Source organism: Microbulbifer aestuariivivens, from assembly GCF_039545115.1.
Classification (GTDB): domain Bacteria; phylum Pseudomonadota; class Gammaproteobacteria; order Pseudomonadales; family Cellvibrionaceae; genus Microbulbifer; species Microbulbifer aestuariivivens.
The window spans coordinates 76,644-101,053 of the sequence record NZ_BAABRT010000004.1; the positions used below are offsets into that span (position 1 = coordinate 76,644).

A 24,410-nucleotide genomic window follows, 5' to 3' on the forward strand; every position below is an offset into this window, starting at 1 on the left:
CAGTAGCGGAATCCGCGATGACTCACCCCCCCAGCCCCGGATTAGCTCCACCCCCGACACAGGCCCAGCGCCGCTCATCCGCCCTCGCGCCGCAGCGGGCTGCGGCGCTTCTTTCGGATTTTATGCGCCGGCACCCGCGCCTGATATTGCTGACCGGTGCCGGGGTGAGCACCGACTCCGGCATCCCCGATTACCGGGACGAAGACGGCGCCTGGAAGCGCAAACAGCCGGTGCAGCATCAGGATTTCATGAGCAGCCTCGACACCCGCCGGCGCTACTGGGGCCGCAGCCTGATCGGCTGGCCGCTGATCCGGCTCTCCCAACCCAACCCGGCCCACCATCACCTGGCGGAGCTGGAACGGCGGGGGCGGGTAGAACTGCTGGTGACCCAGAATGTCGACCGCCTGCACCAGCGCGCCGGCAGCGAATCGGTCATCGACCTGCATGGCCGCGCCGACCGGATTCGCTGTATGGATTGCGACTACCACTGTGACCGCCAACAGGTGCACGAGCAGTGTTTCGACCTGAACCCGGCCTTCCGACAGTACCGGGCCACGGTGGCGCCGGACGGCGATGCCGACCTGGATGTGGACTTCAGCGATTTCCGCGTGTTCGACTGCCCCCGCTGCGGCGGTATCCTGAAGCCGGATGTGGTGTTCTTCGGTGACAGCGTGCCCGCCGGGCGGGTGCAGGCGGCGCTGCGCGCCTGCGATGGCCTGCTGGTGGTGGGATCATCGCTGATGGTGTATTCCGGCTTTCGCTTCTGCCGACTTGCGCGGGAGTGGGGCAAGCCCATCGCGGCCCTGAACCTGGGCCGCACGCGCGCCGACGACCTGCTGCAGCTGAAGCTCGACGCGCGTATCGGCGAGACACTGGCCGTCACACTGCAGCAGCTACGCTAGCCGGGTCCTCGCCCGCTCAGCTCAACCTAAGCGGCTTAACCCGCCGCCAGGAAACGCCCGAAGCCGAACTCCCGGCCCAGCTGCGGCGGTATCTGCTCATCGCGGATCGCCACGCGACCGTTAATGAGCACATACTTGACGATGCCCGGGTTGCGATTCACCAGCCGCTCAAGGCCGAAATTCTCCATCTCCGCCCAGTGCACCTGCTCCAGATCCTGGGCAAAACCGCGCGGATCGAGTACCACCAGATCCGCGCGATCCCCCTCGCGAATCCTGCCCGCCTCGATACCGAACCAGTCCGCCTGATCCCCGGTCAGGCGCCACACCGCCTGCTCCATGGTCATGATGGGGCGCCCCTCGTCAATGGACTCCTGCACCAGTTTCAGCAGCCGCAGGGGCAGGTTGTAGAAAGCCATGTTGCGGATATGGGCACCGGCATCGCTGAATGTAATCAGGGCATTGCGGTCGCTCACCAACTTGCGCAGTACCTGTTTGCGGTGGTTGCCGACGGTGGTGTACCAGCGCAGCCTGGTGCCGTATTCCACCACCAGGTCGAGGAACAGGTCCACCACGTGGATGCCACGTTCCGCGGCCACCTCGGCAAAGTTTTTGCCCACCAGTGTTTTGTCGGGGCAGTCGACAATCTCGGCATCGCCGAAGTCCCGCTGCCAGACCCGCGGACTGAGCTTTTCGCCATAGTAGCGGCGGAATTCCCGCCGGTACTGCTCATCCTGCAGTAACTGATTGCGCTCGACCGCGTTCTTCAGATCCAGCGCCATTTCCCCGGCCCCGAATTCCTCGAAGAACACCACGTCGATGCCATCGGCATACACCGTGAATGGCGTCGGCAATACCTGCCAGCGGAAACTGCCGCGCAGTGCGTTGGTCAGGTTGGAGGCGAGACGGGTGAGCAGGTTCAGGTAGCCGCTGCCTTTCAGGTCCATCTGGCTGATCAGGGTGGTTTTCAGCGGGCGCCGCAGCCAGCCGATACACTCGCGCAGGTACTGGGTAATCTGCAGCGGGCGGGAGGCGTCCGGCGCGCCCTGGTGCACCCGGTTGTAGCGCCGCACGATACGGTTGAGGCGGGACACCTCGCGCCAGTGGGCGTAGGTGCTGGGCAGGCTTTTCGACCACTCGCGCTCACCGTCCACCTTGTCCCACTTCAGGCACATGGTGGAGAGGCCGAGAAAACCGCACTGCAGGGCCTCGGCTAACTGCGCCTCCATGGCCTGTAATTCCGCCTCGCTGGGACGCACGGCGCGATCCGTGGCGCGCTGGAGGCCCATGACGCTGGCGCGCAGGTCGCTGTGGCCGAGCAGGCTGACGACATTGGGACCGAGCGGCAGGGTGGCGAGGTGCTCGACCCACTCGCGCGGCGAGCTCCAGGTTTTTTTCTCCCGCAGGATGGGCAGTACCTTTTCCCGCGGCACCGTTTCCACGCGGGTGAAGATGTCGGAGGCATCTTCGGCCTCACTGCACACCATGCTCAAAGAGCAGCTGCCCACCAGCACCGTGGTCACCCCGTGACGCACGGATTCCGACAGACTGGGGCTGACGAGGAGCTCTGCATCGTAATGGGTATGGGTATCGAGGAAGCCCGGTGTCACCCATTTTCCCCGCGCATCGATAACTTCTTTTGTGTCACTGCGGTCGATGCGCTCCGCGGTTACGCGGGCAATGCGCCCGTCGCGGATCGCGATATTTCTGATTGCTGACGGTGCACCGGTGCCATCGAAATAACGACCACTCTCTATCACCACATCGTACTTTGCCATGGGCGCTTACTCCCAGGATTTGTTTATTATTTTCCAGCTATCGCGATTCAGGTTATGAGGTTTACGCGGCGAGAACCAGAGAGGATCTCCGCCATTTCCCTATACCAATTATTCCAGGAGAGATAATTAAACGCCGACGACGCCGACAATAAAAAAATGGCATTAAAAAAGGGGATGTTGCCATCGCCCTTTGGGGTAATTATGCGACGACTGCGGCTAGTTTGTGCGGTTTTTCACCGCAAGCGCATTCGCCGGCTTCATCAACTTGTTCACTTTCACCCGCTTATTCGCCTGCACCAGCGAGTTTGTCCTGGGTGCGGGTTTCAAAGTCGCTGGCATCGTGGCGCTCGCGCAGCTGTGAGCTGAGTTCGCCCCAGGCCCGGTTGACCATGCGCCCCCGCTGCACCGCCGGCCGCTCGCCGATCTCCTCGGCCCAGCGAATCACGTTCTTGTAGGTATGGGCCTCGAGAAATTCAGCCGCCTCGTAGGCATTGTCGATCACCAGCGCCCCGTACCAGGGCCAGATGGCCATATCGGCGATGGTGTACTCGCTGCCCGCCACATAGCGGTGCTGCGCCAGCTGGCGATCCAGCACATCCAGCTGTCGCTTGACCTCCATGGTGTAGCGGTTGATGGGGTATTCGTATTTTTCCGGCGCATAGGCATAAAAGTGGCCGAAACCACCGCCCAGCAACGGCGCCGACCCCATCTGCCAGAAGAGCCAGTTCAGGGTTTCCGTGCGCTGCTGCGGGGTGTGCGGCAGGAAATCGCTGAATTTCTCCGCCAGGTAAAGCAGGATGGAACCGGACTCGAACACCCGGATCGGCGGGTGGGTGCTGTGGTCCACCATCACCGGAATCTTGGAATTGGGATTCGCCGCGACAAACCCACTGCCAAACTGATCGCCTTCGAGGATATCGATCAGATAGGCATCGTACTCCGCGCCCTCCTGCCCCAGCGCCAGCAGCTCCTCCAGCATAATAGTGACCTTGACGCCGTTGGGGCTGGCCAGGGAGTAAAGCTGCAGCGGATGCTTGCCCACCGGTAGATCTTTCTCGTGGGTCGCGCCGGCGATAGGGCGATTGATATGGGCAAACTTGCCCCCGCTGCTCTGATCCCATTTCCAGACTTTTGGTGGGGTATAGGTGTCGTTGGACATATCATCACTCCGAGATCGAAAACTGTTGGGGCTGATTGTTGGCGGTTACGCTGGGGCTGAATTTGGGCCCGACGAGCTTCGCCCAGGCAGGTAACGCAAATTACACGCATTCATTAACTTACGCAGAGCGCCAGTAAACGGCTCAGTGTAATTGCAAAGCCCCCTACAGCCCAATCCTCCTGCCCAATCGTCTGCCGCCTTGCCGGTGGGCTTTCCTCCCTAATGACTGCATGTGGCTCCCTATGACTCCCTATGCCCCCCTATGACTCCGCCATTCCGTATCATCCCCGCTCATCCGACCAGCCATCGCCAGCCCGAAAACCCAAAACTGTGAATGAAAATTTTTAATTCGCGCAGCGCGCTCGCTTGCACAGCCAAATTCACCGCGCCACACCCACCACATCACATCCTCCGCATCACATACTCCACATCACAGCCAAACCCGCAGCCATGATGCGCACAGTCAACGCTGCAGGTTAAAGCGGCGTGTTGGTTAGGGTAGAGTGTTGAGCAGCCGGCCGCTATGGATTACAACGCTGGCGGGTGCGCATCGACAAACAGCAAAGGAAAACCCATGCACTATTTCGAAGGATTGAATCGCCTGCCCGGCCTGCCCAACGGTCGCGCCGCCTACAGCGACCGCATGGCTTATCTGGGCGCGGAACTCTCGCGGCTGGTCTACGAGCCATTCACGCCCGATGCCGACCTCACGGCTTTATTGCAGAGGCTGGGCAAAACCACCAGTGAAAGCGAACGCCGGCAGCTGCTGGCCCAGTGGAGCGCGAAGCTGCGCAGCGGCCAGTGCGGCATGGACAGCGGTATCCGCCAGATACTGCTTGAGCATCACTTCGAGCCGATCAATTTTTACGATGTCAGTGAAACACAGGCCCTGCTGGCGCAGATGGATCTTGCCGGCCAGTCGGTGCTGCTGCTGTGTTTCCGCGGCACGGAAATGAATGCCTGGGACATAATCACCGACCTGAAATTCTCGCTGGAGCCCTTCGGTGAGCGGGGAAGAGTGCACCGGGGCTTTCGGCAGGCCTTCGAGCGGGTGAAAAACCTGATCGAGGCCGACCTGCGCAAGCAGGGGCAGAAGCCGCTGTTCACCTTCGGCCACAGCCTTGGCGGCGCCCTCGCCCTGATCTGCACCAAGGAGCTGAACCAGCGCGGCAATGGCGCCACCTATGTTTACGGCACGCCGCGTACCGGCGACCGGGCATATTTCGAAAGAGTCAAAACCCCCATCTACCGCCTGGAAATCGGCGGCGATCCGGTGCCGCTGCTGCCGTTCGGTCACGGCTTCAGTTTTTTTCTCGCCCTGCTGCGCCTGATTCCCCTGAACGGCACCCTGCAACTGGCGCGCTGGCTGCGGCGCAAGCTGCTGGGTTACAGCCACACCGGTTTCCGGGTCTTTATCCGCCACGCGCCCAACGAGCCCGACGCCCATAATCTGGGATTTCGCAATATGCAGGTTTCCTTCTCCGGCAATATTTTCTGGCGGGTACAGCATATCTGGCGCGCCTGGCTCGGCACCTTTCCCTATCCACGGCAGATTGCCGGCTTCCACGCCATCGAGCTTTACAGCCAGATGCTGTGCGCCCATATGCTGCGGCGCAACCGCGAGGACCTTGTGCCGGAGGGCGGCGACACCGCGGACAGGCGCCCGGCGGGCGCAGGCAGAACAGCCGGGGTCGATGCAGCAGAACAGGTTTAAACCTTTTCCTGGCAACCAGCCGGGCCCGAACCAGCCAGTCAACGCGTGTTGAACCACTACTGCGACTCGCAGATAATAGCGCCCCGCCGCGCGAGGCGCGGCTGCTAGGCTTTTTCAGGCGGCAGGTTCAGGCGGCAGTCGGCTTCACAGGCAGTGCTGTTCAGGCAGCCGATTCAGGCAGTCCTGTTCACGGTTCATACTGCCCGGCTCTGACCGCAGCGGGCGCCTCCCTGCCGATGGATAGGCAGCAGGGCAGCACACCACCGACGCCCCTTTAACTGCACTAGCTGTACTGACAAGCCATGCCCCCGGGTGCCGTTGCCGCAGCAACGGCGCGCCGGACTTCGAGCCACCAGGCCCAAACCGGACTCCTTATGACCGAATTTGCCGTCATCCTGCTCAGTACCATCCTCGTCAACAACTATGTGTTGGTGCAGTTCCTGGGCCTGTGTCCTTTTATGGGCGTCTCCAACAAACTGGAAACCGCAGTGGGCATGGCCGGGGCGACCACTTTCGTGCTGACGCTGGCCTCCATCTGCTCCTACCTGGTCAACACCTACCTGCTGGAACCCAACGGCCTCGAGTACCTGCGCACCATTTCGTTCATTATGGTGATCGCCGTAGTGGTGCAGTTCGCGCGCATGTTTATCGAGAAGACCAGTCCGCTGATGTACCGGGTGCTGGGAGTCTTTCTGCCGCTGATCACCACCAACTGCGCGGTACTCGGTGTGGCGCTGCAAAATACCATCAAGGCCCACAACTTCGTGCAGTCGACACTCTATGGCTTCGGCGCCGCCGTGGGTTTTTCTCTGGTGCTGATTCTGTTTTCCGCCATTCGTGAGCGGCTCTTCGCCGCCGATGTGCCGACGCCATTTCGCGGCGCCGCCATCGGCATGATTACCGCGGGCCTGATGTCGCTGGCGTTTATGGGCTTCAGCGGACTGGTATAGGGAGCGCACGATGTTGGAATGGTTTACCGCAATCTCCACGCCGGTACTGGTAATGGGCGGCATGGCTCTGGCCTTTGGTGCCCTGCTCGGTTTTGCCGCGGTGCGCTTCCGTGTCGAGGGCGACCCGCTGGTTGAGAAGGTGGACGCCCTGCTGCCCCAGACCCAGTGCGGCCAGTGCGGCTATCCGGGCTGCCGCCCCTACGCCGAAGCCATCGTCAACGGCGACACCATCAACAAATGTCCTCCCGGCGGCCAGGCCACCATCAACGAGCTGGCCAACCTGCTGGACATGGAGCCGGTGCCCCTCGATGCCGAGCACGGCGTGGAGGACGTGAGAAAAGTGGCGTTTATCCGCGAGGCCGAGTGCATTGGCTGCACCAAGTGCATTCAGGCCTGCCCGGTGGACGCCATTGTCGGCGCCGCCAAGTACATGCACACGGTGATCGCCGACGAGTGCACCGGTTGCGACCTGTGCGTGGAGCCCTGCCCGGTGGACTGTATCGACATGATTCCACTGGAAGCCTCACTACAGGACTGGCACCCGCAAATCCCCGCTGACGGCGTCAGGCTGATTGCCAGCGACCGCCAGCAGCATGGCAGCAGCGCAAGTGACAAGAGGGACGCAGCTTGAGCCCCGAACAGGAAATCACCCGGCGCGAACAACGCGGCGACGCTGAGAGTGAACGCCGCGCAAGCCGCGAGGTGCAGCTGATCGCCCGCGAGCACCAGCGCGCACTGAAGCCGAATGACTTTCACGGCGGCGTTCACCCGCCAGAGAACAAGCACCAGTCCACCGGCGAACCTATCGGCAGCATTCCACTGGCCGAGACCCTGTTCGTGCCGCTGGTACAGCATGTGGGCGCCAGCGCCCTGCCACTGGTCAAACTCGGCGAGCGGGTATTGAAAGGCCAGATGATTGGCGAGGCGGACGGGCTGATCAGCTGCGCCGTGCACGCCCCCTCGTCCGGCACCGTGGTGGCCCTGGAGCCGGTGCCCATGCCCCACCCTTCCGGCCTGCCGGTAGACGGCGTGGTTATCCGTACCGACGGCGAAGAGCAATGGTGCGAGCTGCGCCCGTGCGAGGACTTTCGCAAGCTGGCGCCGCTGGAACTGCTCGACAAGATCCGCGACTGCGGCATCGCCGGCCTCGGCGGCGCCGGATTCCCCGCGGCGGTAAAACTGGCCCCCCACACCGGTACCGAAATCGACACCCTGATTATCAACGGCACCGAGTGCGAGCCGTACATCACCGCCGACGACATGACCATGCGCGAGCGCGCGGCGGAGATCATCGCCGGGGTGGAAATCCTCGCCTATATCCTCGATGAGCCGCAGCGCGTGCTGATCGGCATCGAGGACAACAAGCCGGAAGCCATCGCGGCGATGCGCAAGGCCGCCGAGGGCACCCGCTTCGATGTGGTGGTCTACCCGACCAAATACCCATCCGGCGGCGAAAAACAGCTGATCCAGATCCTTACCGGCCGCGAGGTGCCCAACCGCGGGCTGCCCGCCAACGTCGGCATTATCTGCCACAACACCGGCACCGCCCGCGCCATCTACCGCGCGGTGCGGTTCGGGGAACCGCTGATCAGCCGCGTCACCACCGTGGTGGGCGAGGCGCTGGAGCGCCAGCGCAATATCGAAGTGCCCATCGGCACCCCCATCAGCCACATCCTCAAACACCACGGCGTGCACCGCGGCCGCATGCAGCGGATCATCCACGGTGGCCCGATGATGGGATTCACCCTCGAGGACGACAGCGCCCCGGTCATTAAGACCACCACCTGCATTCTGGTGCCCACGGACGCAGAGCTGCCGCCGCCACCGCCCGCGCAGCCCTGCATTCGCTGCGGTTTTTGCGCCGAGGCATGCCCCGCATCCCTGCTGCCGCAGCAGCTGTACTGGTATGCCCGCGCCGAGGACCGGGAGAAGCTGCAGGCCTACAACCTGTTCGACTGCATCGAGTGCGGCGCCTGCTCCTATGTCTGCCCCAGCAGCATTCCGCTGGTGCAGTACTACCGCGCCGCCAAGGGCGATATCCGCAGCGCCGAAGAGGAGAAGGAAAAGTCCGCTCGCGCCCGCGAACGCTTCGAGTTCCGCAAGCTGCGCATCGAGAAAGCCGAAAAGGAAAAAGAGGAAAAACGCCGGGCCCGCCGCGAGGCTGCCGAGCAGGCCCGCCAGCAGCGCCAGGAAAACACCGACGCCCCTGAAGCTAAAGCCGCCCAGCAGGAAGCCGACGTGGTCGCCGCGGCACTGGCGCGCGTGAAAGCCAAACAGGCATCCCCCGAGCAGCAGCTGGCCCGGGCCCAACGCTCGCTGACCAGCGCCGAGCAGCGCGTCGAGCGCCTGCAGAAAAAACTCAACGAGGCCCCCGAGGACCAGCGCGGCCAGCTGGCGGCGCAACTCAAGGCGGCCCAGATCAAGGCCGCGGAAGCGCGGCAGAAACTCGCCGAGGCAGAGGCATCCGCCGGCGACAGCGCCGCTGGCCCCTCCACGGTCAAGGCTGCCGCTGACAGCAGCGACAGTAGCCCCAGCGCCGACAAGGCGCAGGACGCTATCGAGCGCGCCAAGGCTGCGGCAGCGGCCCGCGCCAGCATGAGCGACGAGGAAAGGCTCGCCGCCGAGCTGGAGGCGCTCAAGGCGCGGGTGACCAAGGCCGAGGCCCGCCTGGAAAAAGCCCGCGCCGAGAACGATGCCAACGTCGACGCCTTTGCCACCGCGCTGGAAAAAATGCAGAACAAACTGGAACAGAAAATGCGCGAGCAGAACAATCGCGGCGGGGAAAGCTGATGGCACTGATGCGTATGTCCTCCCCCCATGCCCGCTCCGGCGACCGCACCGCCCGGGTGATGCAGCAAGTGGCGCTGGCCACCATTCCCGGCGTGCTGGCGCTGGTGGTGTATTTCGGTATCGGCGTACTGATCAATATCGCCCTGTGCACCGTCACCGCCCTGCTCTGCGAGGCCGGCGTCATGAAACTGCGCCGGCGCCCGGTGGCTTTCTACCTCAGGGACTACAGCGCCTTCGTCACCGCCCTGCTGCTCGGTATCGCCCTGCCCCCCTATTGCGCCTGGTGGCTGCCGGTGGTGGGCAGCATGGCCGCCATCATCCTCTCCAAGCAGCTTTATGGCGGCATCGGCTACAACCCCTTCAACCCCGCCATGGTCGGCTATGTGGTATTGCTCATCAGCTTTCCGCTGGAGATGACCCGCTGGGTGGGGCCGGGGGATTTGATCACCACTCCGCCGGGCATCGCTGACGCCTTCGCGCTGGTGTTTGGCAGCGACAGTATCGACGCCTTCACCGGCGCCACGCCGCTGGAAATACTGCGACTGAACCAGTCGGTAATGCTGTCACAGCTCTACGAAGCCGAGCCGCTGCTGGCGCGCGGCAATCTGGCCGGCTTCGGTTATGAAGCGGTCAACGCGGGCTTCCTGGTGGGTGGGCTCTACCTGCTGTACCGGGGCTTTATCACCTGGCACGCACCGGTGGGCATGCTGGCCACGCTGGCGGTACTGTCGCTGTTTTTCTACGACAGCGGCAGCAGCCTGAGTGAGGGCTCACCCATCCTGCACCTGTTCTCCGGCGCCACCATGCTCGGGGCTTTCTTCATCATTACCGATCCCGTCAGCGGCGCGACCAGCAACCGCGGGCGGCTGATTTTTGGTATCGGCGTCGGCCTCATCACCTATGTGATCCGCGCCTGGGGCAGCTACCCCGACGCCATCGCCTTTGCGGTGCTGCTGATGAACTTCGCCGCCCCCACAATCGACAACTACACCCTGCCGCGCACCTATGGCCACAAGGCCGCGCGCAAAGCCACCGACGTGGAGGAGCACTAATGCTGAAACGCTCCATCACCACCAATGCGGCGGTCCTGACCCTGTTCGCGCTGGTCACCGCCGGCACCCTGGCGGTGACCCAGATCTCCACCCGCGAGCCCATCGAACGGGCCATCCGCAAAGCCGAGGCCCGCGCTCTGCTGGAGATCATCCCGCTCGAGCGCCACAGCAACGACCTGCTGGTGGATACCTACCCGATCCCCAAAAGCTACTGGAGCCAGCTGGGCCTTAAACAGGGCGGCAATATCAACCTGGCCCGCGAGGAGGATGGCACCATCACCGCGGTGATCATCCCCAGTGTGACTTACGAGGGCTACAGCGGGCCTATCTCGCTGCTGGTGGGCGTCAACCGCGACGGCAGCATCGCCGGTGTGCGGGTGACCGACCACAGCGAGACGCCGGGCCTCGGCGACAAGATCGAGATCAAGAAGAGCGACTGGGTCAACGGCTTCAACGGCAAGTCTCTTCAGGACCCGGCGCCGGCCCAGTGGGCGGTCAAGAAAGACGGCGGCGCCTTCGACCAGTTCTCCGGCGCAACCATCACCCCGAGGGCGATCGTCAATCAGGTTCAGAGCGTGCTGGAGTTTGTCGCTTCGCACCGGGAACCCCTGTTCTCCGCACCGGTCTCCCAGCGGGCGGTCGAGGTGGAACAGCCACAAAACCAGATTCAGGAGCCACAGTAATGGCCACTCCCAGTTACGGCGAAATCAGCCGCAACGGCCTCTGGAACAACAACCCCGCGCTGGTCCAGCTGCTGGGGCTGTGCCCCCTGCTGGCGGTGACCGGCACCGTGGTCAACGCCATCGGGCTCGGGCTCGCCACCACCGTGGTGCTCATCTGCTCCAACCTGGCCGTGTCGCTGGTGCGCCGGCAGATGCCGGACACCGTGCGCCTGCCGGCGTCGGTCATGATCATCGCCACCTTCGTCACCTGCATTGAGCTGCTGATGAAGGCCTTCACCTACGAGCTCTATCTGGTGCTGGGCATCTTTATTCCGCTGATCGTCACAAACTGCGCGATCCTCGGGCGCGCCGACGCCTTCGCCAGCAAAAACCCGGTGCTGCCGTCCATCGTCGACGGCCTCACCATGGGACTCGGCTTTACCGCCGTGCTGATCACCATCGGCGCGGTGCGGGAAGTGCTCGGGCAGGGCACCCTGTTTGCCGGCATGGACCTGCTGCTCGGCCCCATGGCCGCCGACTGGGGCTTCAATGTGCTGAGCGCCGACTATCCGGGCTTTCTGGTGGCAGTGCTGCCCCCGGGGGCCTTTCTGGTGACGGGCCTGCTGATCGCGGCCAAGAACGCCATTGATGCCGGTATCGAACGCCGCCGCAGCCAGCAGGTGAAAATCGTGCCCGGCGCCAAGCGGGTGCGCACAACCGGCAAGATCACCTGACGACAGCTCCGGCGCGCCCTCCTGCCACCATCGAGGCTGTCGGCTCGCCCCGGTCATCGGGGAACTCTGGCGAGTTGCGGAGCTTGTGAACGTTGAGAGACTGTGTGCGCGCTGTCGGGCGCTGTAATGACGCGTAATGGATTTGGCGGGCCCTTCGACCGGCTCGCCTAGCCATTCAAAGCCATTCCGCTAGAATGAATCCCCCTCACGGCACCGCCGTGCCAACTTCCACCAAGCTGTGTGCAGCCGAGCCCGCGCCGAAGAATAAGAACAGGGGTTTATTCATGACCACCGAGACTGGAGTGCCAGAACTCGTCTACCAGGGCCGCAGAGCCCAGCGTGCCGACAGCCGCCAGCGCCGCAAGGCCATTCTCGAAGCCACCCTGCGGCTGATCGTCAAGGAAGGTATCCGCGGAATCCGTCACCGCGCTGTGGCCCGCGAGGCAACGGTGCCCCTGGCCGCCACCACTTACTACTTCAAAGACCTCAACGACCTGATCAGCGACGCCTTCACCTACTTCGTGGAGCGGGGGCTGGAACACACCAGCCAGCTGCAGCGTGACAGTTTGGCCGCGGCTCAGCGCCTGAACGACGAGGGCTGCAATTCCGATGCGGAGCGCAAGCTGCTCACCCAGCAACTGACCCGTTTTATTCTCTCCCATATCCGCGCCCAGGCCGGCGACCGGGATTCGCGCCTCATCGAACTGGCATTTCGCAACGAGGCGTTGCGCAATGAGCAGCTGACCCAGGCCATGCGCATGGCCAACCAGGCGGTGGAATCCATGATCCGCGAATTCTTCGAGCTACTGGGGCTGGTCGACCCCCATGCCGCCGCACAGATTGTGCACGGCACCATCCTGCACCTCGAATACCAGATCCTGAGCGGTGCCGAGGATATCCACTCACCCCTGCTGGAGCGCACCGTCACCATGTTGATGCGCGGGCTTATCCCGACTGCCACCAACGTGCCGCAGCCCTCTCACCTCAACTGAAGCGCAGTTCACCCGCAGAGCCTTGAACCGCCCCAGACACCGCTCACCCGGTCAAGGAACAGTGCCATCAGCCGCTGCCCAGCCCGGTCGCAAACAGTGACTAGACTTAGAGGAACTGTGGAATCGAGCGGTACCGGGAGCACTCATGCCGCACTGCCTGCGCGCCCTTATCCAGATCCTCCCGCTGCTCCTGTTGCTGGCGGCAGCCGGCTGCCAAAAAGATACTGACCGGCAACCCGGCGACCCCCAGCAGCAGAGCGCGGACTCTCCGGCGGCGAGTGCAGACGCTCCCTCAGCCACAGGCGACAGAGCCAGAGAGCCCGCCGAACGCACCGCCACTGAAGGCGCCACAAGCGATAAAGGCCAATCCGGCGGCCTCGGCAAATTTGCCGGCCGTGCCGCCAGAGAGGGGGATACCCGCCCAGAAGCCGTGTGGCCACCGGATACCACCGGCGAATACCCCATCGGCGCCTACAACAACTACATCGAGACAGGCGATCTCGACGCCATCAAAAAGCGCGGCAAGCTGCGCATTCTGGTCAACGTCGCCAATACGGACTCCCTGCACCGGGCAGCCACGCCCCAGGACCGGCAGATCGAGCGCGCCAAGCGCATGGCCGAGTTCCTCGAGCTGGAGCCGGTGGTGCTGTATGTGGACCGCTATGACCAGCTCATCCCGCTCTTGATCGAAGGCAAGGGCGACCTTATCGCCAACCACATGGCGATTACCGACGAGCAGCTCCAGCAGATCGGCTTTTCCATCCCCGTGGGCAAATCGCGCTACCTGCTGCTTTCCCGCAAAGACACCCCGGATATCAAAGAGGGGGATTCCCTGCGGGGTAAAACCGTCCACGTCACGCGAGGGTCGCATTTTGAAAAAATTGCAAAGGAGAAGGCCGCAGAATTTCCGGGTGTGAAAATCAAAGCGGTGGACGCCAACGATGTCGCGCTGGCGGAACAGGTTTCACAGGGGAAGATCGACTTCACCATTACCACCGAATCCGCCTACGGAATGATCTCCCAGTATCGCGACAACCTGAAAGCGAACGTCATGGGCGATGTTGACCGACCAATGGCATGGGGGTTGCGCAAAGACGCCGCTGATCTCAAGGAGGCGCTCGACAGGGCCGTGCGCCATTTCCAGCTCACCAAACCCGACGACCGCTCCATCGGCGACCTGGATGAAATCCGCAAACGCGGCCTACTGAGAGCGGTAACCCGCAACCACCCCGGCACCTACTTTATGTGGAAGGGGCGCGTAATGGGCTACGAATATGAACTCCTGCAAAAGTTTGCCAAAGAGCTGGGGGTACGGCTGGAAATCGTCGTCGCGCCAACGCACAAGGAAGTTTTTACCATGATCAGGGATGGCAAAGCGGATATCGCCGCCAGCCTGATTTCCGCAACCACAACCCGCGATGAAGCCGGCATGGATTTCGGCCCGCCCTACATGCAGGAGGAGGTATCCATTGTCGGGCGCAAACACGACAAGATAGAAAACCTGCAGGATCTCGATGGAAGAACCATTCACCTGCTTCGCTCCAGCAGCCAGTATGAAGTGCTGATGAAACTGCTGCAGAAGCACGAGGACATCGACGTTGAAGTAGAACTTGTTCCGGAAGAGCTGACCATCCCACAGGTTCTCGACCGTGTTGCCGAGGGCGACTACGACCTCACTATTGCCGATGACGTGACTGTGAGGTTGGAGCATCACTGGCGCGACGATATCGTCAACCTGTACAACCTCACCATCGAAGACAATGTCTACGCCTGGATGGTGCGCGACAGTAACCAGAAACTACTCCAGGCCATCAACAAATTCTTCAACGATCCGGAAAACATCAAGTTCCGCGAGTCTCTATTTATTAAATATTTCGAAGAGCCCAAGCGTACCCGCGATGAAATCGAGACCCTGAGCGAGAAAGGGGAGATCTCCCCCTACGATAAACTTGTGAAGAAATACGCGGAGGAGTACGACTTCGACTGGCGTCTGGTGGTCGCTCAGATGTTTCAGGAGAGCAGCTTCAACCCCAAAGCCAAGTCCTGGGTGGGCGCGCGGGGCCTGATGCAGGTAATGCCGGATACCGGCAAACAGGTTGGGGAAAGCAAGAATCTTTTTGACCCGGAAACCAGTGTGCGCGCCGGATTCAAATACCTCGAATGGCTGCACCGAAAGTTCGAAGACAAGGGCATCAGCCCAGAGAACATGATGTGGTTTACTCTGGCCTCTTACAACGCCGGACTGGGTCACGTTTACGACGCCCAGGACCTGGCGGAGGAAAAAGGCTGGGACCGCAACGTCTGGTTCGGCAATGTCGAGAACGCGATGCTGCTGCTATCGGAAAAAAAGTACTATTCAAAAGCCCGCTATGGCTATGCCCGCGGTCGCGAACCTTACGAGTATGTGCGCAAGATTTCCCAGCGCTTCCGCACGTACGCCGCCTTGCTGGAAGCCTACCAGCGCCAGCAGGAGGTGGGGCAGATTACCTGCCCGGGGCTGCCGAGCTGGCTGCGGGAACACCTCACAAGCTGCCAGCCAGCCGCAACCCAGGCATTCGCCCTCTAACCTCCATAAACGCAAAAAACCGGCGGTCTGCCCGCCGGCTTTGCCATCAGAGGCCCGCCCACTTCAATCAGGAGCAGCTGCCGGGCATGCTTGCCACCCATTCACGCAGCAGTGCGGCCCCCTTCTCGTCCTGCAAACTCCTGCCGAGTTCCGGCATCATGGCGCCGGGGTTGGTGGTCTCCACACGGAAGTTGAGAATCGACGCCTCCGGCTCGCCGGGCACGATGGCGAACAGGCGATTTCCGCTGCCGGTGCCCGCCGCCACCGGCGGCTTGCACAGGCCCAGCTTGCGCTGATCCTGTTCCAGGTGGTGCAGCATCAAACCGGACGTGTCGGCCGCGCCGGACGGGTTGTGGCAGTGGCCACAATTGATATCGAGGTAGCTGCGGGCCCGCTCTTCCAGTGGCGCACTGGCATCCTGAAAATGCACGTTTTTTGGAATGTCGGCCAACTCCGGCAAGCCGCTCAGGTAACCGACCTGTTGCCAGTGCAACAGCTGGTTCTCGGCGCCACCGGCATAGGTGTAGTGCTTGTTCAGATGCCGTGCCCGGGGGCCGAGGGGCATAATGGCCTTGTTGGTGTGATTGTCGGCATGGCAACCGGCACACTGGTTCGCATCGGGCACCACATAGGTAAAGGCGGTAACGTCACCGCGCTCACCGGCCAGTTGCAGGCGGGCCGCATCACCGGCGATTTCCAGCACCGCATCGGTCTGTTCGGCATTCCATACATAGGGCAGCGCCTGCCAGCCATCCGCGCGCTTAACCAGTACCCGGGTTTCCATCAGGCGCACGTTTTCCAGATCCAGCGCTTCGCCAACCTTACCGGCCACATAATCGCGACTGTAATCATCGGTGCGCAGCACAGCCGCGGTATTGCCCTCTGCATCCTTCGGGTAATAGAAAGTTTTGGTAATGACGGTACCCACCGGGTAATCAAAATCTTCCTGGCCGTAACTGGCGGAAGTGCCCGCCGGCATCCAGACCGTGCGCAGCTTGTGGGCGTAGTCGGTAAAAAGGGCGGTGTTCAAGTCGTAGGGCACCACGCCATCATTCAGGGACAACTCGCCGTCAATTGCCTCCACCAGGTGCCAGGCACTCAAGGTATCGGGCACGGCGTCGCGCTCGAATAGCGTCACCGACTGTTGAATCTGATCTCTCGGTGCCTCGCAGCCACCCAGGGCGGCCGCGAAAACGGGGGCCAGCACCAGGCCCCAGAACTGATTACGCATCTTCCGCCTCGAGTTGTACCACGCCGCTCTCAATGGCTTCAGCAGGTTCAGCCGGCTGCTCAAAATCCAGCACGATTTGCGGCAGCTTTTCCAGCTGGCACCGATGCCCGGCAATATCGGTAGAGATATTCTTGAAATCGTTGGAGGCATCAACATTGATGATGCCGGCATCGCCATTGTCGATGCAGAGTCTCAAAGCCTGCGGCAGTTCACCATCGACCAGTTTGTCGGCGTTGACCACACCGTCCCAGAGAATGTCCGGCAGGCTGCCGCTGAGGCCAAACTTGGCCAGCTTCAGCGCCTTCAATTCCAGGTGATCAGGCGAACTGCCGCCACCGGTGAACTGGTTATCGTAGATGTAGATACCTTCCGGGTAGGGGTCGAAAGCTTCCTGGGTGGACTTGTCCGAGTAGTAACCCGCGGTGTAGTAGCTGCTGACAATGATGTTCGCGGTATTGTTATCGGCGATCTCGTTATTGAAAATCTCCACATTATCGTTGGAGTTAATCACGATGCCGGAGCCTGCGGGCACAGCCGCCACCGGCGTGCCTTCATGGCCAAAGTTTTCGACATTGTTGGAAAAGACGCGGTTGTCGTAAACCCGGGTGCTGTGGCCCGGTTGAGGCAGGTTGGGCATATTGAACACCAGGATGCCGCCGGTGTTGTTGGTGGACACGTTGTCATAGACATCGGCGCCGATGGTGTTTTCAATTTCGATGCCGGCGACGTTGTACTCGGCACGGTTGTTGCGCACGATGACGTTGCGGGACTGCCCCACATAGATACCCGCGTCGGACGCACCAATCGCCACACTCCCCTCAATCAGGGTGTTTTGCGTCTGCACCGGATAAATACCGTAGGCACCGTTTTCCGTGGCGGGTCCATTGGTCCACTCGACACGGATATTGCGGATGACAATGTTCTCCCCCTCATTGACCTTGAGGGCATCACCGATGGTGTCCTCAATGGCGAGATCCTCGATGGTGAAATCATTGGCGCTGACCAGCATTCCCTCGGCGCCCTGAATCTGGTCCTTGAAGGAGAGAATGGTCTTGTCCATACCCGCACCGCGAACAGTCACACCATCCACATTCAACGACAGGCTGCGATTGATTGGGAAGGTGCCCTCTGGCAACTCAATAACATCGCCGGGCTTGGCCGAGATCAGGCGCTTGAGCAAGTCTTTCTGGAAGGTCGCCGCCTGCTCCTGATTAGCGGCAGCCACCTCGGTGTCGGGCTTCTCGGAGCAACCCGCGGCCAGCAGCGCCGCCAGTACCACGCCGAGATACGCAGAGTTCTTCATGAAGTCATCCTTTTATTCGAATTATTGGTTCAGCGTCCGGCCCTCGAGGCTTACCGGACACCTAATATGTACGCTTGTACCAATTGGCTGGCGAAAAACAAACCAGCCGGCAGACAGTCGTTCGATACTATCCAATCCCCCATCCCCCGGCAAGGCGCTCGCTTGCCGGGACCGCGCCGCCACGGTAGTGTCATGCCGACAGCCGGTGAGAACAGAAAACCATGCGCATTCGCACACTGACCCTCTCGATACTGACGCTCTTTGCCTTCGCTCACGGGGCATTTGCCGGGGAAACCCTGAAGGTTGCCATTACCACCCCTGACGGCGAGCAGTTCCAGTCCCTGCGGGAACTGGCAACCACGCTGGAAAACGATGACTCGGAGGCGCTGGTTGGCATGGGCAACACCCGCCAGTACAGTGCGATCCGCTGTGACAGCGCCTGGGGTGCGGTCAAATATCGAGTTGACCTGGCCAGTGGCCCCGGTTTCCGGTTGACGGCGGATGACACGCAGCTGCGCCTGCAACTGTTGCAGTATTCTGTAGTGAGCGAAGATGTGAATATTGCCGCGATGCAGGTCCACTGTTTTGACTCGGCCCCAAAAACCGTTGTGCATGCTCTCGGCGAAATAACGCTGGAGCGAGGCCGCACACAATCGCAGCGCTTCCAGCTGCCCAGCGGCTACGCGGTGGAACTCCACTACGAGCCGAGCAACCGCGAGCCAGGCGACAGCGACCCGTCGCGACTGGAAATCGGCACAAACGGCACAGGTGGCGCAATGCAGACACAGGAGCACACCCGGGAACAGGCCGCTCAACAGGCGGATGCCGGCAGCACAGAGATCGAAGAGGGCTGAGGCCCGCACGGATACTCCACACTCACGCACCACGCACCACGCACCACGCACCACGCGCAATAAAATTCGCAGCAGAGCCGAGAGCCGAGAACCGATGATTACAAGCGAGTGATGACAAGTTGACAGATGCGGGGTGGGCGGCAAACCGCCCTGCCCCACTGGCTTCTGGCTTTTGACAACCGGCTTCGATGTGACGAGCCGCTAGTGGAATACGGGGGCCGTCACAAAACTCCAGAACAACACCGTCCCCACCATCACCATCACCGCCACCACCAGGGATGCAGTCACAATGGCGCTGGCAAACAGGAACCCACGCTCCTCGGAGACGCCCATCACAATCGGTATCCCCATGTAGAGCAGGTATATCGCATAGGCGACCGCCAGTGTCGCCAGTAGAATATCCAGCCACAGAACCGGATAGAAACCGGCAACACCCGCCAGAAAAATCGGCGTTGCGGTAAAACCGGCGATCACCATGCCCTTCATGGGATAAGTCTTTGCCCCATAGGTTTTCGCCATCCAGTGAATAAAATAGCCAATGGCCATCACGGCGATAACCATCGTTACGTAAAACACGGCCACCAGAGACAGCGCGCTCTCGTGGGTGATCCGGCGCGTGTTGCCGTCGCCGATGGACCAGCCCACTTCAGTCGTTCCGAAGTACCAGGCCAGAGCCGGCAACAAAGCCAGCACGATCACATAGGGGATCTGTCGGCGCAGATTCTTTTCCGACAGGTTACCAATTTGCTGCCACTGCCTCCTAGGCTGTACCAGCAGTCCGAACATATGGCTCAACATCCTGTTTTCCTCACGCTGTGCGAGGAACCGCGGGCGAGACCTATTTGCTCAAATTGATCTGGAGACTACGCGTCAAAGTGAGGAATACCACTGGGGCCATTCCCGAAGTTCCAGCTTTTTTATTTTGCATTTTCAGCTTGTCGCAGCTTACCGGGGGGAGTCAACGGGCTGCGGGGAATTGTCGCACAAGGCCTTATCGACGTTTCCGCTGGGAACAATGGCCTGAGAGAGGATGCTACCGATCAACCCGGATCGCCGCGGCCCCGTGGGGCGTTGGTGGGTGCGTTGGTGGGTGCGTTGGTGGGTGCGTTGGTGGGTGCGTTGGTGGGTGCGCTGGAGGATGCGTTGGTGGGTGCGGTGATGGGTGCGTTAACGCGTGCATTCACCCATACACAAGTGCGAGCAATAACGCCCACCCCCACACCTAGAGCGAACTGGCGCGGCGCCGGAGGATCGCGGCGCCGGCAGAACTCAATCGAGATCGGTTATCTCAACCGGCACCATCCAGCCAAACGGGTCTTCGGCTCTACCCTCCTGAATATCCAGCAGGGCAGCGCGCAGCCGCTCGGCAACCGGGCCGGGAGCTGCGGAGAGTTCATAAACCGCATCGCCGTCCCCCATCACGCTGATTGGGCTTACGATGGCCGCGGTACCGCAGGCAAATGCCTCGCTACAGGTGCCGGAGCTCACCAGTTGCAGCAGGTCATCGATATCGATCGGCCGCTCATGCACCGTATAACCCAGCTGGCGCGCCAGTGTCAGCAGCGAGTCCCGGGTGACACCCTCAAGAATGGCGCCGTTCAAAGCCGGCGTGTGAAGCTCACCATCCATCACCGCGAAAAAATTCATTCCGGAAAGTTCATCCACCGTATGGCGGTTGCCCGGGTTCAGCCACAGGGACTGGTCGAAGCCACGCTTTTTCAGCCGAGCGATACTCTGCAGGGATGCCGCGTAGTTACCTCCCACTTTGGCGTCACCGGTGCCGCCAACGGCGGCGCGGGCATCTTCGCGCTCCACCCAGACCCGCATATTGCCAGCGTGATAGGCCTCAGAGGGACTGGCGATCACATAGAACTCGTAAGATGTGCTGGCAGAGACGGACAGGTCCGGCTGGGTACCAATGAGGAACGGACGCAGGTACAGGGATTCACCGCTATTGGCCGGCACCAGATTGGCGCAGTATGCGGTGACGGTAGTCACGCCCTCCATAAAGAGTGATTCCGGTACCGCGGGCATGCACAGGCGCTCGGCAGAGTAGGCCATGCGTCGGGCGTTGCGATCAGGCCGGAACAGGGCGATGCCATCGGCAGTGCGGTAGGCTTTCATGCCCTCGAAACAGGACTGGGCGTAATGCAGCACCTTGGCGGCCGGGTCCAGAGTCAGGGGAGCATAGGGCACCAGTTCGCCGCCGCTCCAGACGCCATCCTGACACCTGGCGCGAAACATCGCCGGCGCCATCACACTGCCAAACCCCAACTTCTCCGGCACTTCAAACCCTCGAAGACTCGCCGCCACTGCGGGATCAATGGATACCGTCACCTTAATTTCTCCTCATTATCCTCTGCGCTGATTATGGCGCTTGGGGACAATCCCTCCAAATGTTTTCACCACACAAGTCGAAAAATGCGCACCCTGCACATTAAATTGACCCCGGCATTAGGATGATCATCTCGCTGACGCTGCAGCGCCGCTGCGCGGCCATGCTGTCGCACGAAAGTCCGGCGCAACTTGCACCCGCATACCAATGTATTAACCTGAGCACAAAAATATTGGCGCCGATTTCCTGATATTGAAACCATGCGCCATCGCCCAAGACCCGGGGACTGCTAAACCGATTGAAGGAGTGACAACGTAAATGAACCCATAAGAAAACCACCGGCAAAGGCGAATTTCATCGCCGAGGCTGCCCGGCAGGAATACCCCGTTGGCTATACTGATTTTGTCAGGGTGCCTAATAACAGGGACTGGGCGCCAATAGAGGACACGGCGCGCTGATCCACCTTCCGCCGCATCCTATTCCGGATCTAAAGCACTCCGGGCACTGTCAGGGATTGAGAGAACCACACTTCAGGGAGAGAAAATCCGCACGGCGCCAGCGCCAAAGCGGGGTAAGTGCTCGACTCCTGGCCGCAGAAGCCTCGGGGACGGGTGAAGCAAAACATGGAACAGAAGTGGTTCAATCGTGACACAGACAGAAATCAGCAAAGACATTGCTATCGGCTTGATGTTTACAGCCACAGCTCTGCTGTGTGGCAACGCCTGCGCGGAAGTCATTCAGGCCCCATCCGTGACAGAATCCAGCGCTCCACCTCCCGCCTACCTTGAAGCCGCGTCCAGGCCCTTGCAACTGGCCAGGCGCCAGCTACAACCCTCTGATGTGGTCGACAGCTATCGCGAACAGATAGAGGAACTGGAGGCGCGGCACGGCGCCTACGGCGCGGGCATCGATGAACAGCTGGTGGGGCTGGCGACGGCCCTGCAGCGCAATGGCGCCCACGACGAAGCCATCAGCGAATTCCGCCGCGCCATGCTGATCAACCGGGTCAACGAGGGACTCTACTCCCTCAATCAGGTGCCCATGATCGAGCGCATGATCGAGAGCCAGATCGCCCTCAACCAGTGGGAAGACGCCAACGACAACCAGCAGTATCTCTACTGGCTGCACACGCGCAACTACGGTGAGAGCGACCCCCGTATGCTGCCAGTGATCGACAACCTCAGCCGCTGGCACCTGCAGGCCTATAAAGAGGAGAAAGGCGGCACGCTGTTCGAACACCTGATCAGCGCCACAGACCTCTACAGTCTGGCAGTGGACATCATCACTCAGAATTTCGGCGCCAATGACCTGCGCCTGGTGGAAGCCCTGCGCGGACTCAAGGCCACCAATTACTATCTCGCCACCTACAGCGGGGAACCCCAGCAGGCGGTGGTGATCAACACCAGCTTTGGCGGCGCCCCGGATATGGAGTCGGCGCAGCGCAACAAGCTGGACCACTACCGACTGAAAAGTTTCAGCTCCGGCAGGCAGGCCATCGCCCGGATCGTCGATGTCTACCAGAAGAACCCGCACTCACCTCCGGCCGCGTCCGCCATGGCCAAAGTGGAGCTGGGTGACTGGTATATGATGTTCAACAAATGGCATTCCGCCAGGGAAACCTATGGCGAGGCCTATCAGGCGCTCTGGGATAATGGCGCCACCAATCAGGAAATCGACGCCATATTCGGCCGGCCCGCGGCCCTGCCGGCACTGCCCATGCTCGATGAGGAAAACCCCGGAATGGCCGAGTCCTATGTGACGGTATCCTATGATGTCACCGCCTTTGGCAAGGTGCGCAATATCGAGATACTGCATGCGCGACCCGCGGACAGCGTCGCCATGAGCTCCAAGGTTCGCAACGTACTGAAGCGCGCCAAGTTCCGGCCCCGCTTCGAAAATGGCGAACCGGTGGAGACGACAGGCATCGTGCAAAGGTTCGTATTCGACTGAAAGATAAAGAGCGCGATTTTCACGCCCATTCTCAAAGACAGCCAAACCACGGATAACAGGTGCTGTCGAAGACCATAGGTCGGAGACAGGGCGTGGAAGCAACCAGACTCAGGCCGGGCAATGCCCGGCGCTGTGCGCTGTGGAGCGGCGCCTTTAGCCGTGTTTGGTCCCGTAGCGGGAAAGCCGCAACGGGACTGCCGCCGCACACACAGGCACGACATCTGCCCGGGCCGAACCCGGGTCCCAGGAGAGAACAATGACTCTACGGATAGCAGTACAAAAATCGGCGCATCGGGCACCTGCGGGGCGCACACTGGGTTGGCGCACGCTGGCGTCGGTACTGGTGTTGAGCGCTGTCGTTGGCGGCTGCAAAAGCCAGCAGACCCAGCAGCAGCCGCCGGCGCAGCCATCACAGTCACCGCCGTCCTCCAGCTCGCCGTCGCAGTCGCAACCAAGCTCCAGCAGCGCCTCTTCGAGCCGCAGCAAGAGCCAGCCGCAGACCGCCAGCAGCATGCCCTCCCCCAGCTCGCCCTCGTCGTCGAGCCAGAGCATGCCCGGCAGCAGCGACAGCCGCGCAAACACCAGTATGCCCTCGGTTGAATCCGGCCGTGAGTCCAGCCCCGATGCGAGCACCGCCGCCAACAGCGGGGAGGAGCAAAGCCAACGCCAGAGCTCCGCCAGCGATTCGATGCCAGACCCGAGTGCGCGCAACAATCAGCCCTCTTCGCCGGCCTACAGCGAATCCGATCGCCGCCCGGAGGAGAGCAATATGCCCCCGGACCCCTCCACCAACAGCGAGGGAGAACCACCGGACGAGATCGATTTTTCCGAAGAGGAACAGGCCGCATCATCCTCTAGCAGCTCGTCCTCCAGCAGTGCGTCCAGTAGCAGCTCCTCAAGCAGCAGCGCCGCCTCTGCCAGCAGTGCTTCTGGCGCACCGGCCAGCGGTGGCAGCGCACCCAACGAGGCCCCACCCACTTCCGCCGAGCGCGTAGAGCAGCTGGAAGGTGAATTTGAAGCCACCATGGCCAGCTACGACGGCATGATCCTGCGCGAGCGCGATTACGTGCGCAACCGCCGCGCCGTGGAGGAAGAAACCGAAAACATGGACGAGCCACCTCCGGGCGAATCCCTGGAGGACCTGATCGAGTCCGCCGAGGCAGAAATTCCCCAGCCCCCGGGAGGCAATGGAGGAGACGGCCCCGAGCAGAACAACTCCAGCGGCCAGGCCACCGGCCCGGGCATGCCCACCGCAGGCCGCAGGGGTGAGTATGATCACGCAGGAGCCACGGCTGTGGTTCCCGCCGACATTCCCCAGGGGGATGACGACGATGTCGTGGCGCGGCAGATCCGCGAAGCCGCCATGCGGGAATCGGACCCGGAACTTCGTGAGAAGCTCTGGGAGGAATATCGGAAATACAAGAAAGCGCAGCAGTAATCG

20 protein-coding genes are annotated in these 24,410 nt (G+C 61.6%); 13 read left to right on the top strand and 7 right to left on the bottom strand.

Going from position 1 to position 24,410, the window contains the following annotated elements; translation table 11 throughout:
* Positions 1-17: 17 nt before the first annotated feature.
* A complete protein-coding gene (locus ABEA58_RS03600; RefSeq protein WP_345548929.1) occupies positions 18-902 on the top strand; it encodes an NAD-dependent protein deacetylase in 885 nt (294 codons plus the stop codon).
* A 35-nt stretch (positions 903-937) separates the two neighbouring features.
* On the opposite strand, the gene ABEA58_RS03605 is transcribed toward ABEA58_RS03600, so the two are convergent.
* Together ABEA58_RS03605 and yghU are read right to left on the bottom strand one after the other, a co-directional pair.
* A complete protein-coding gene (locus tag ABEA58_RS03605; RefSeq protein WP_345548931.1) occupies positions 938-2,677 on the bottom strand; it encodes an N-acyl-D-amino-acid deacylase family protein in 1,740 nt (579 codons plus the stop codon).
* A 283-nt stretch (positions 2,678-2,960) separates the two neighbouring features.
* Positions 2,961-3,836 carry a glutathione-dependent disulfide-bond oxidoreductase gene (gene yghU, locus ABEA58_RS03610; protein ID WP_345548933.1) on the bottom strand — a complete coding sequence of 292 codons (876 nt, stop codon included), beginning with the start codon at positions 3,834-3,836 and terminating at the stop codon, positions 2,961-2,963.
* A gap of 574 nt (positions 3,837-4,410) precedes the next feature.
* On the opposite strand from yghU, the gene ABEA58_RS03615 reads away from it, so the two are divergent.
* The 9 genes from ABEA58_RS03615 (at position 4,411) to ABEA58_RS03655 (ending at position 15,296) form a co-directional block, all read left to right on the top strand.
* Positions 4,411-5,550, top strand: coding sequence for a lipase family protein (locus ABEA58_RS03615; RefSeq protein ID WP_345548935.1), 1,140 nt, complete (start codon positions 4,411-4,413; stop codon positions 5,548-5,550).
* A gap of 374 nt (positions 5,551-5,924) precedes the next feature.
* On the top strand, positions 5,925-6,500 hold the full coding sequence (rsxA, locus tag ABEA58_RS03620) for an electron transport complex subunit RsxA (RefSeq protein WP_345548937.1): 576 nt from the start codon (positions 5,925-5,927) through the stop codon (positions 6,498-6,500).
* A 10-nt stretch (positions 6,501-6,510) separates the two neighbouring features.
* The gene (rsxB, locus tag ABEA58_RS03625) at positions 6,511-7,131 is read left to right on the top strand and encodes an electron transport complex subunit RsxB (protein WP_345548939.1); all 621 of its coding nucleotides are present in this window, start codon (positions 6,511-6,513) and stop codon (positions 7,129-7,131) included.
* A gap of 71 nt (positions 7,132-7,202) precedes the next feature.
* A complete protein-coding gene (rsxC, locus tag ABEA58_RS03630) occupies positions 7,203-9,290 on the top strand; it encodes an electron transport complex subunit RsxC (RefSeq protein WP_425563513.1) in 2,088 nt (695 codons plus the stop codon).
* On the top strand, positions 9,290-10,342 hold the full coding sequence (locus ABEA58_RS03635; RefSeq protein ID WP_345548944.1) for an RnfABCDGE type electron transport complex subunit D: 1,053 nt from the start codon (positions 9,290-9,292) through the stop codon (positions 10,340-10,342). The genes rsxC and ABEA58_RS03635 overlap by 1 nt, the downstream gene beginning before the upstream one ends.
* Positions 10,342-11,025: an electron transport complex subunit RsxG gene (gene rsxG, locus ABEA58_RS03640; protein ID WP_345548946.1), complete on the top strand. Its 684-nt coding sequence runs from the start codon at positions 10,342-10,344 to the stop codon at positions 11,023-11,025. Before ABEA58_RS03635 ends, rsxG begins: the two co-directional genes overlap by 1 nt.
* Positions 11,025-11,738 carry an electron transport complex subunit E gene (locus ABEA58_RS03645; RefSeq protein WP_345548948.1) on the top strand — a complete coding sequence of 238 codons (714 nt, stop codon included), beginning with the start codon at positions 11,025-11,027 and terminating at the stop codon, positions 11,736-11,738. Before rsxG ends, ABEA58_RS03645 begins: the two co-directional genes overlap by 1 nt.
* Positions 11,739-12,022: 284 nt before the next feature.
* Positions 12,023-12,730 carry a TetR/AcrR family transcriptional regulator gene (locus tag ABEA58_RS03650; RefSeq protein WP_345548950.1) on the top strand — a complete coding sequence of 236 codons (708 nt, stop codon included), beginning with the start codon at positions 12,023-12,025 and terminating at the stop codon, positions 12,728-12,730.
* 145 nt (positions 12,731-12,875) lie between these two features.
* Complete coding sequence (locus ABEA58_RS03655) at positions 12,876-15,296, top strand: transporter substrate-binding domain-containing protein (protein ID WP_345548952.1); 2,421 nt, start codon at positions 12,876-12,878, stop codon at positions 15,294-15,296.
* A 67-nt stretch (positions 15,297-15,363) separates the two neighbouring features.
* Here ABEA58_RS03655 and ABEA58_RS03660 read toward each other — a convergent pair whose 3' ends face one another.
* Together ABEA58_RS03660 and ABEA58_RS03665 are read right to left on the bottom strand one after the other, a co-directional pair.
* The gene (locus ABEA58_RS03660) at positions 15,364-16,527 is read right to left on the bottom strand and encodes an SO2930 family diheme c-type cytochrome (RefSeq protein ID WP_345548954.1); all 1,164 of its coding nucleotides are present in this window, start codon (positions 16,525-16,527) and stop codon (positions 15,364-15,366) included.
* Positions 16,520-17,830 carry a parallel beta-helix domain-containing protein gene (locus ABEA58_RS03665; protein WP_345548956.1) on the bottom strand — a complete coding sequence of 437 codons (1,311 nt, stop codon included), beginning with the start codon at positions 17,828-17,830 and terminating at the stop codon, positions 16,520-16,522. Before ABEA58_RS03665 ends, ABEA58_RS03660 begins: the two co-directional genes overlap by 8 nt.
* A 221-nt stretch (positions 17,831-18,051) precedes the next feature.
* Between ABEA58_RS03665 and ABEA58_RS03670 the strand changes: the two genes are divergently transcribed.
* A complete protein-coding gene (locus tag ABEA58_RS03670; protein ID WP_345548958.1) occupies positions 18,052-18,684 on the top strand; it encodes a hypothetical protein in 633 nt (210 codons plus the stop codon).
* Positions 18,685-18,885: 201 nt separating this feature from the next.
* Here ABEA58_RS03670 and ABEA58_RS03675 read toward each other — a convergent pair whose 3' ends face one another.
* Positions 18,886-19,482: a Yip1 family protein gene (locus ABEA58_RS03675; protein WP_345548960.1), complete on the bottom strand. Its 597-nt coding sequence runs from the start codon at positions 19,480-19,482 to the stop codon at positions 18,886-18,888.
* 471 nt (positions 19,483-19,953) lie between these two features.
* Positions 19,954-21,021, bottom strand: coding sequence for a branched-chain amino acid aminotransferase (locus tag ABEA58_RS03685; protein WP_345548964.1), 1,068 nt, complete (start codon positions 21,019-21,021; stop codon positions 19,954-19,956).
* A 643-nt stretch (positions 21,022-21,664) separates the two neighbouring features.
* On the opposite strand from ABEA58_RS03685, the gene ABEA58_RS03690 reads away from it, so the two are divergent.
* Positions 21,665-22,969, top strand: coding sequence for a hypothetical protein (locus ABEA58_RS03690; RefSeq protein WP_345548966.1), 1,305 nt, complete (start codon positions 21,665-21,667; stop codon positions 22,967-22,969).
* Positions 22,970-23,122: 153 nt separating this feature from the next.
* Here the strand turns inward: ABEA58_RS03690 and ABEA58_RS03695 are convergent, their stop codons facing one another.
* A complete protein-coding gene (locus tag ABEA58_RS03695; RefSeq protein ID WP_345548968.1) occupies positions 23,123-23,683 on the bottom strand; it encodes a hypothetical protein in 561 nt (186 codons plus the stop codon).
* Here ABEA58_RS03695 and ABEA58_RS03700 point away from each other — a divergent pair.
* Positions 23,658-24,407: a hypothetical protein gene (locus tag ABEA58_RS03700; RefSeq protein ID WP_345548970.1), complete on the top strand. Its 750-nt coding sequence runs from the start codon at positions 23,658-23,660 to the stop codon at positions 24,405-24,407. The genes ABEA58_RS03695 and ABEA58_RS03700 overlap by 26 nt on opposite strands.
* Positions 24,408-24,410: the final 3 nt, after the last annotated feature.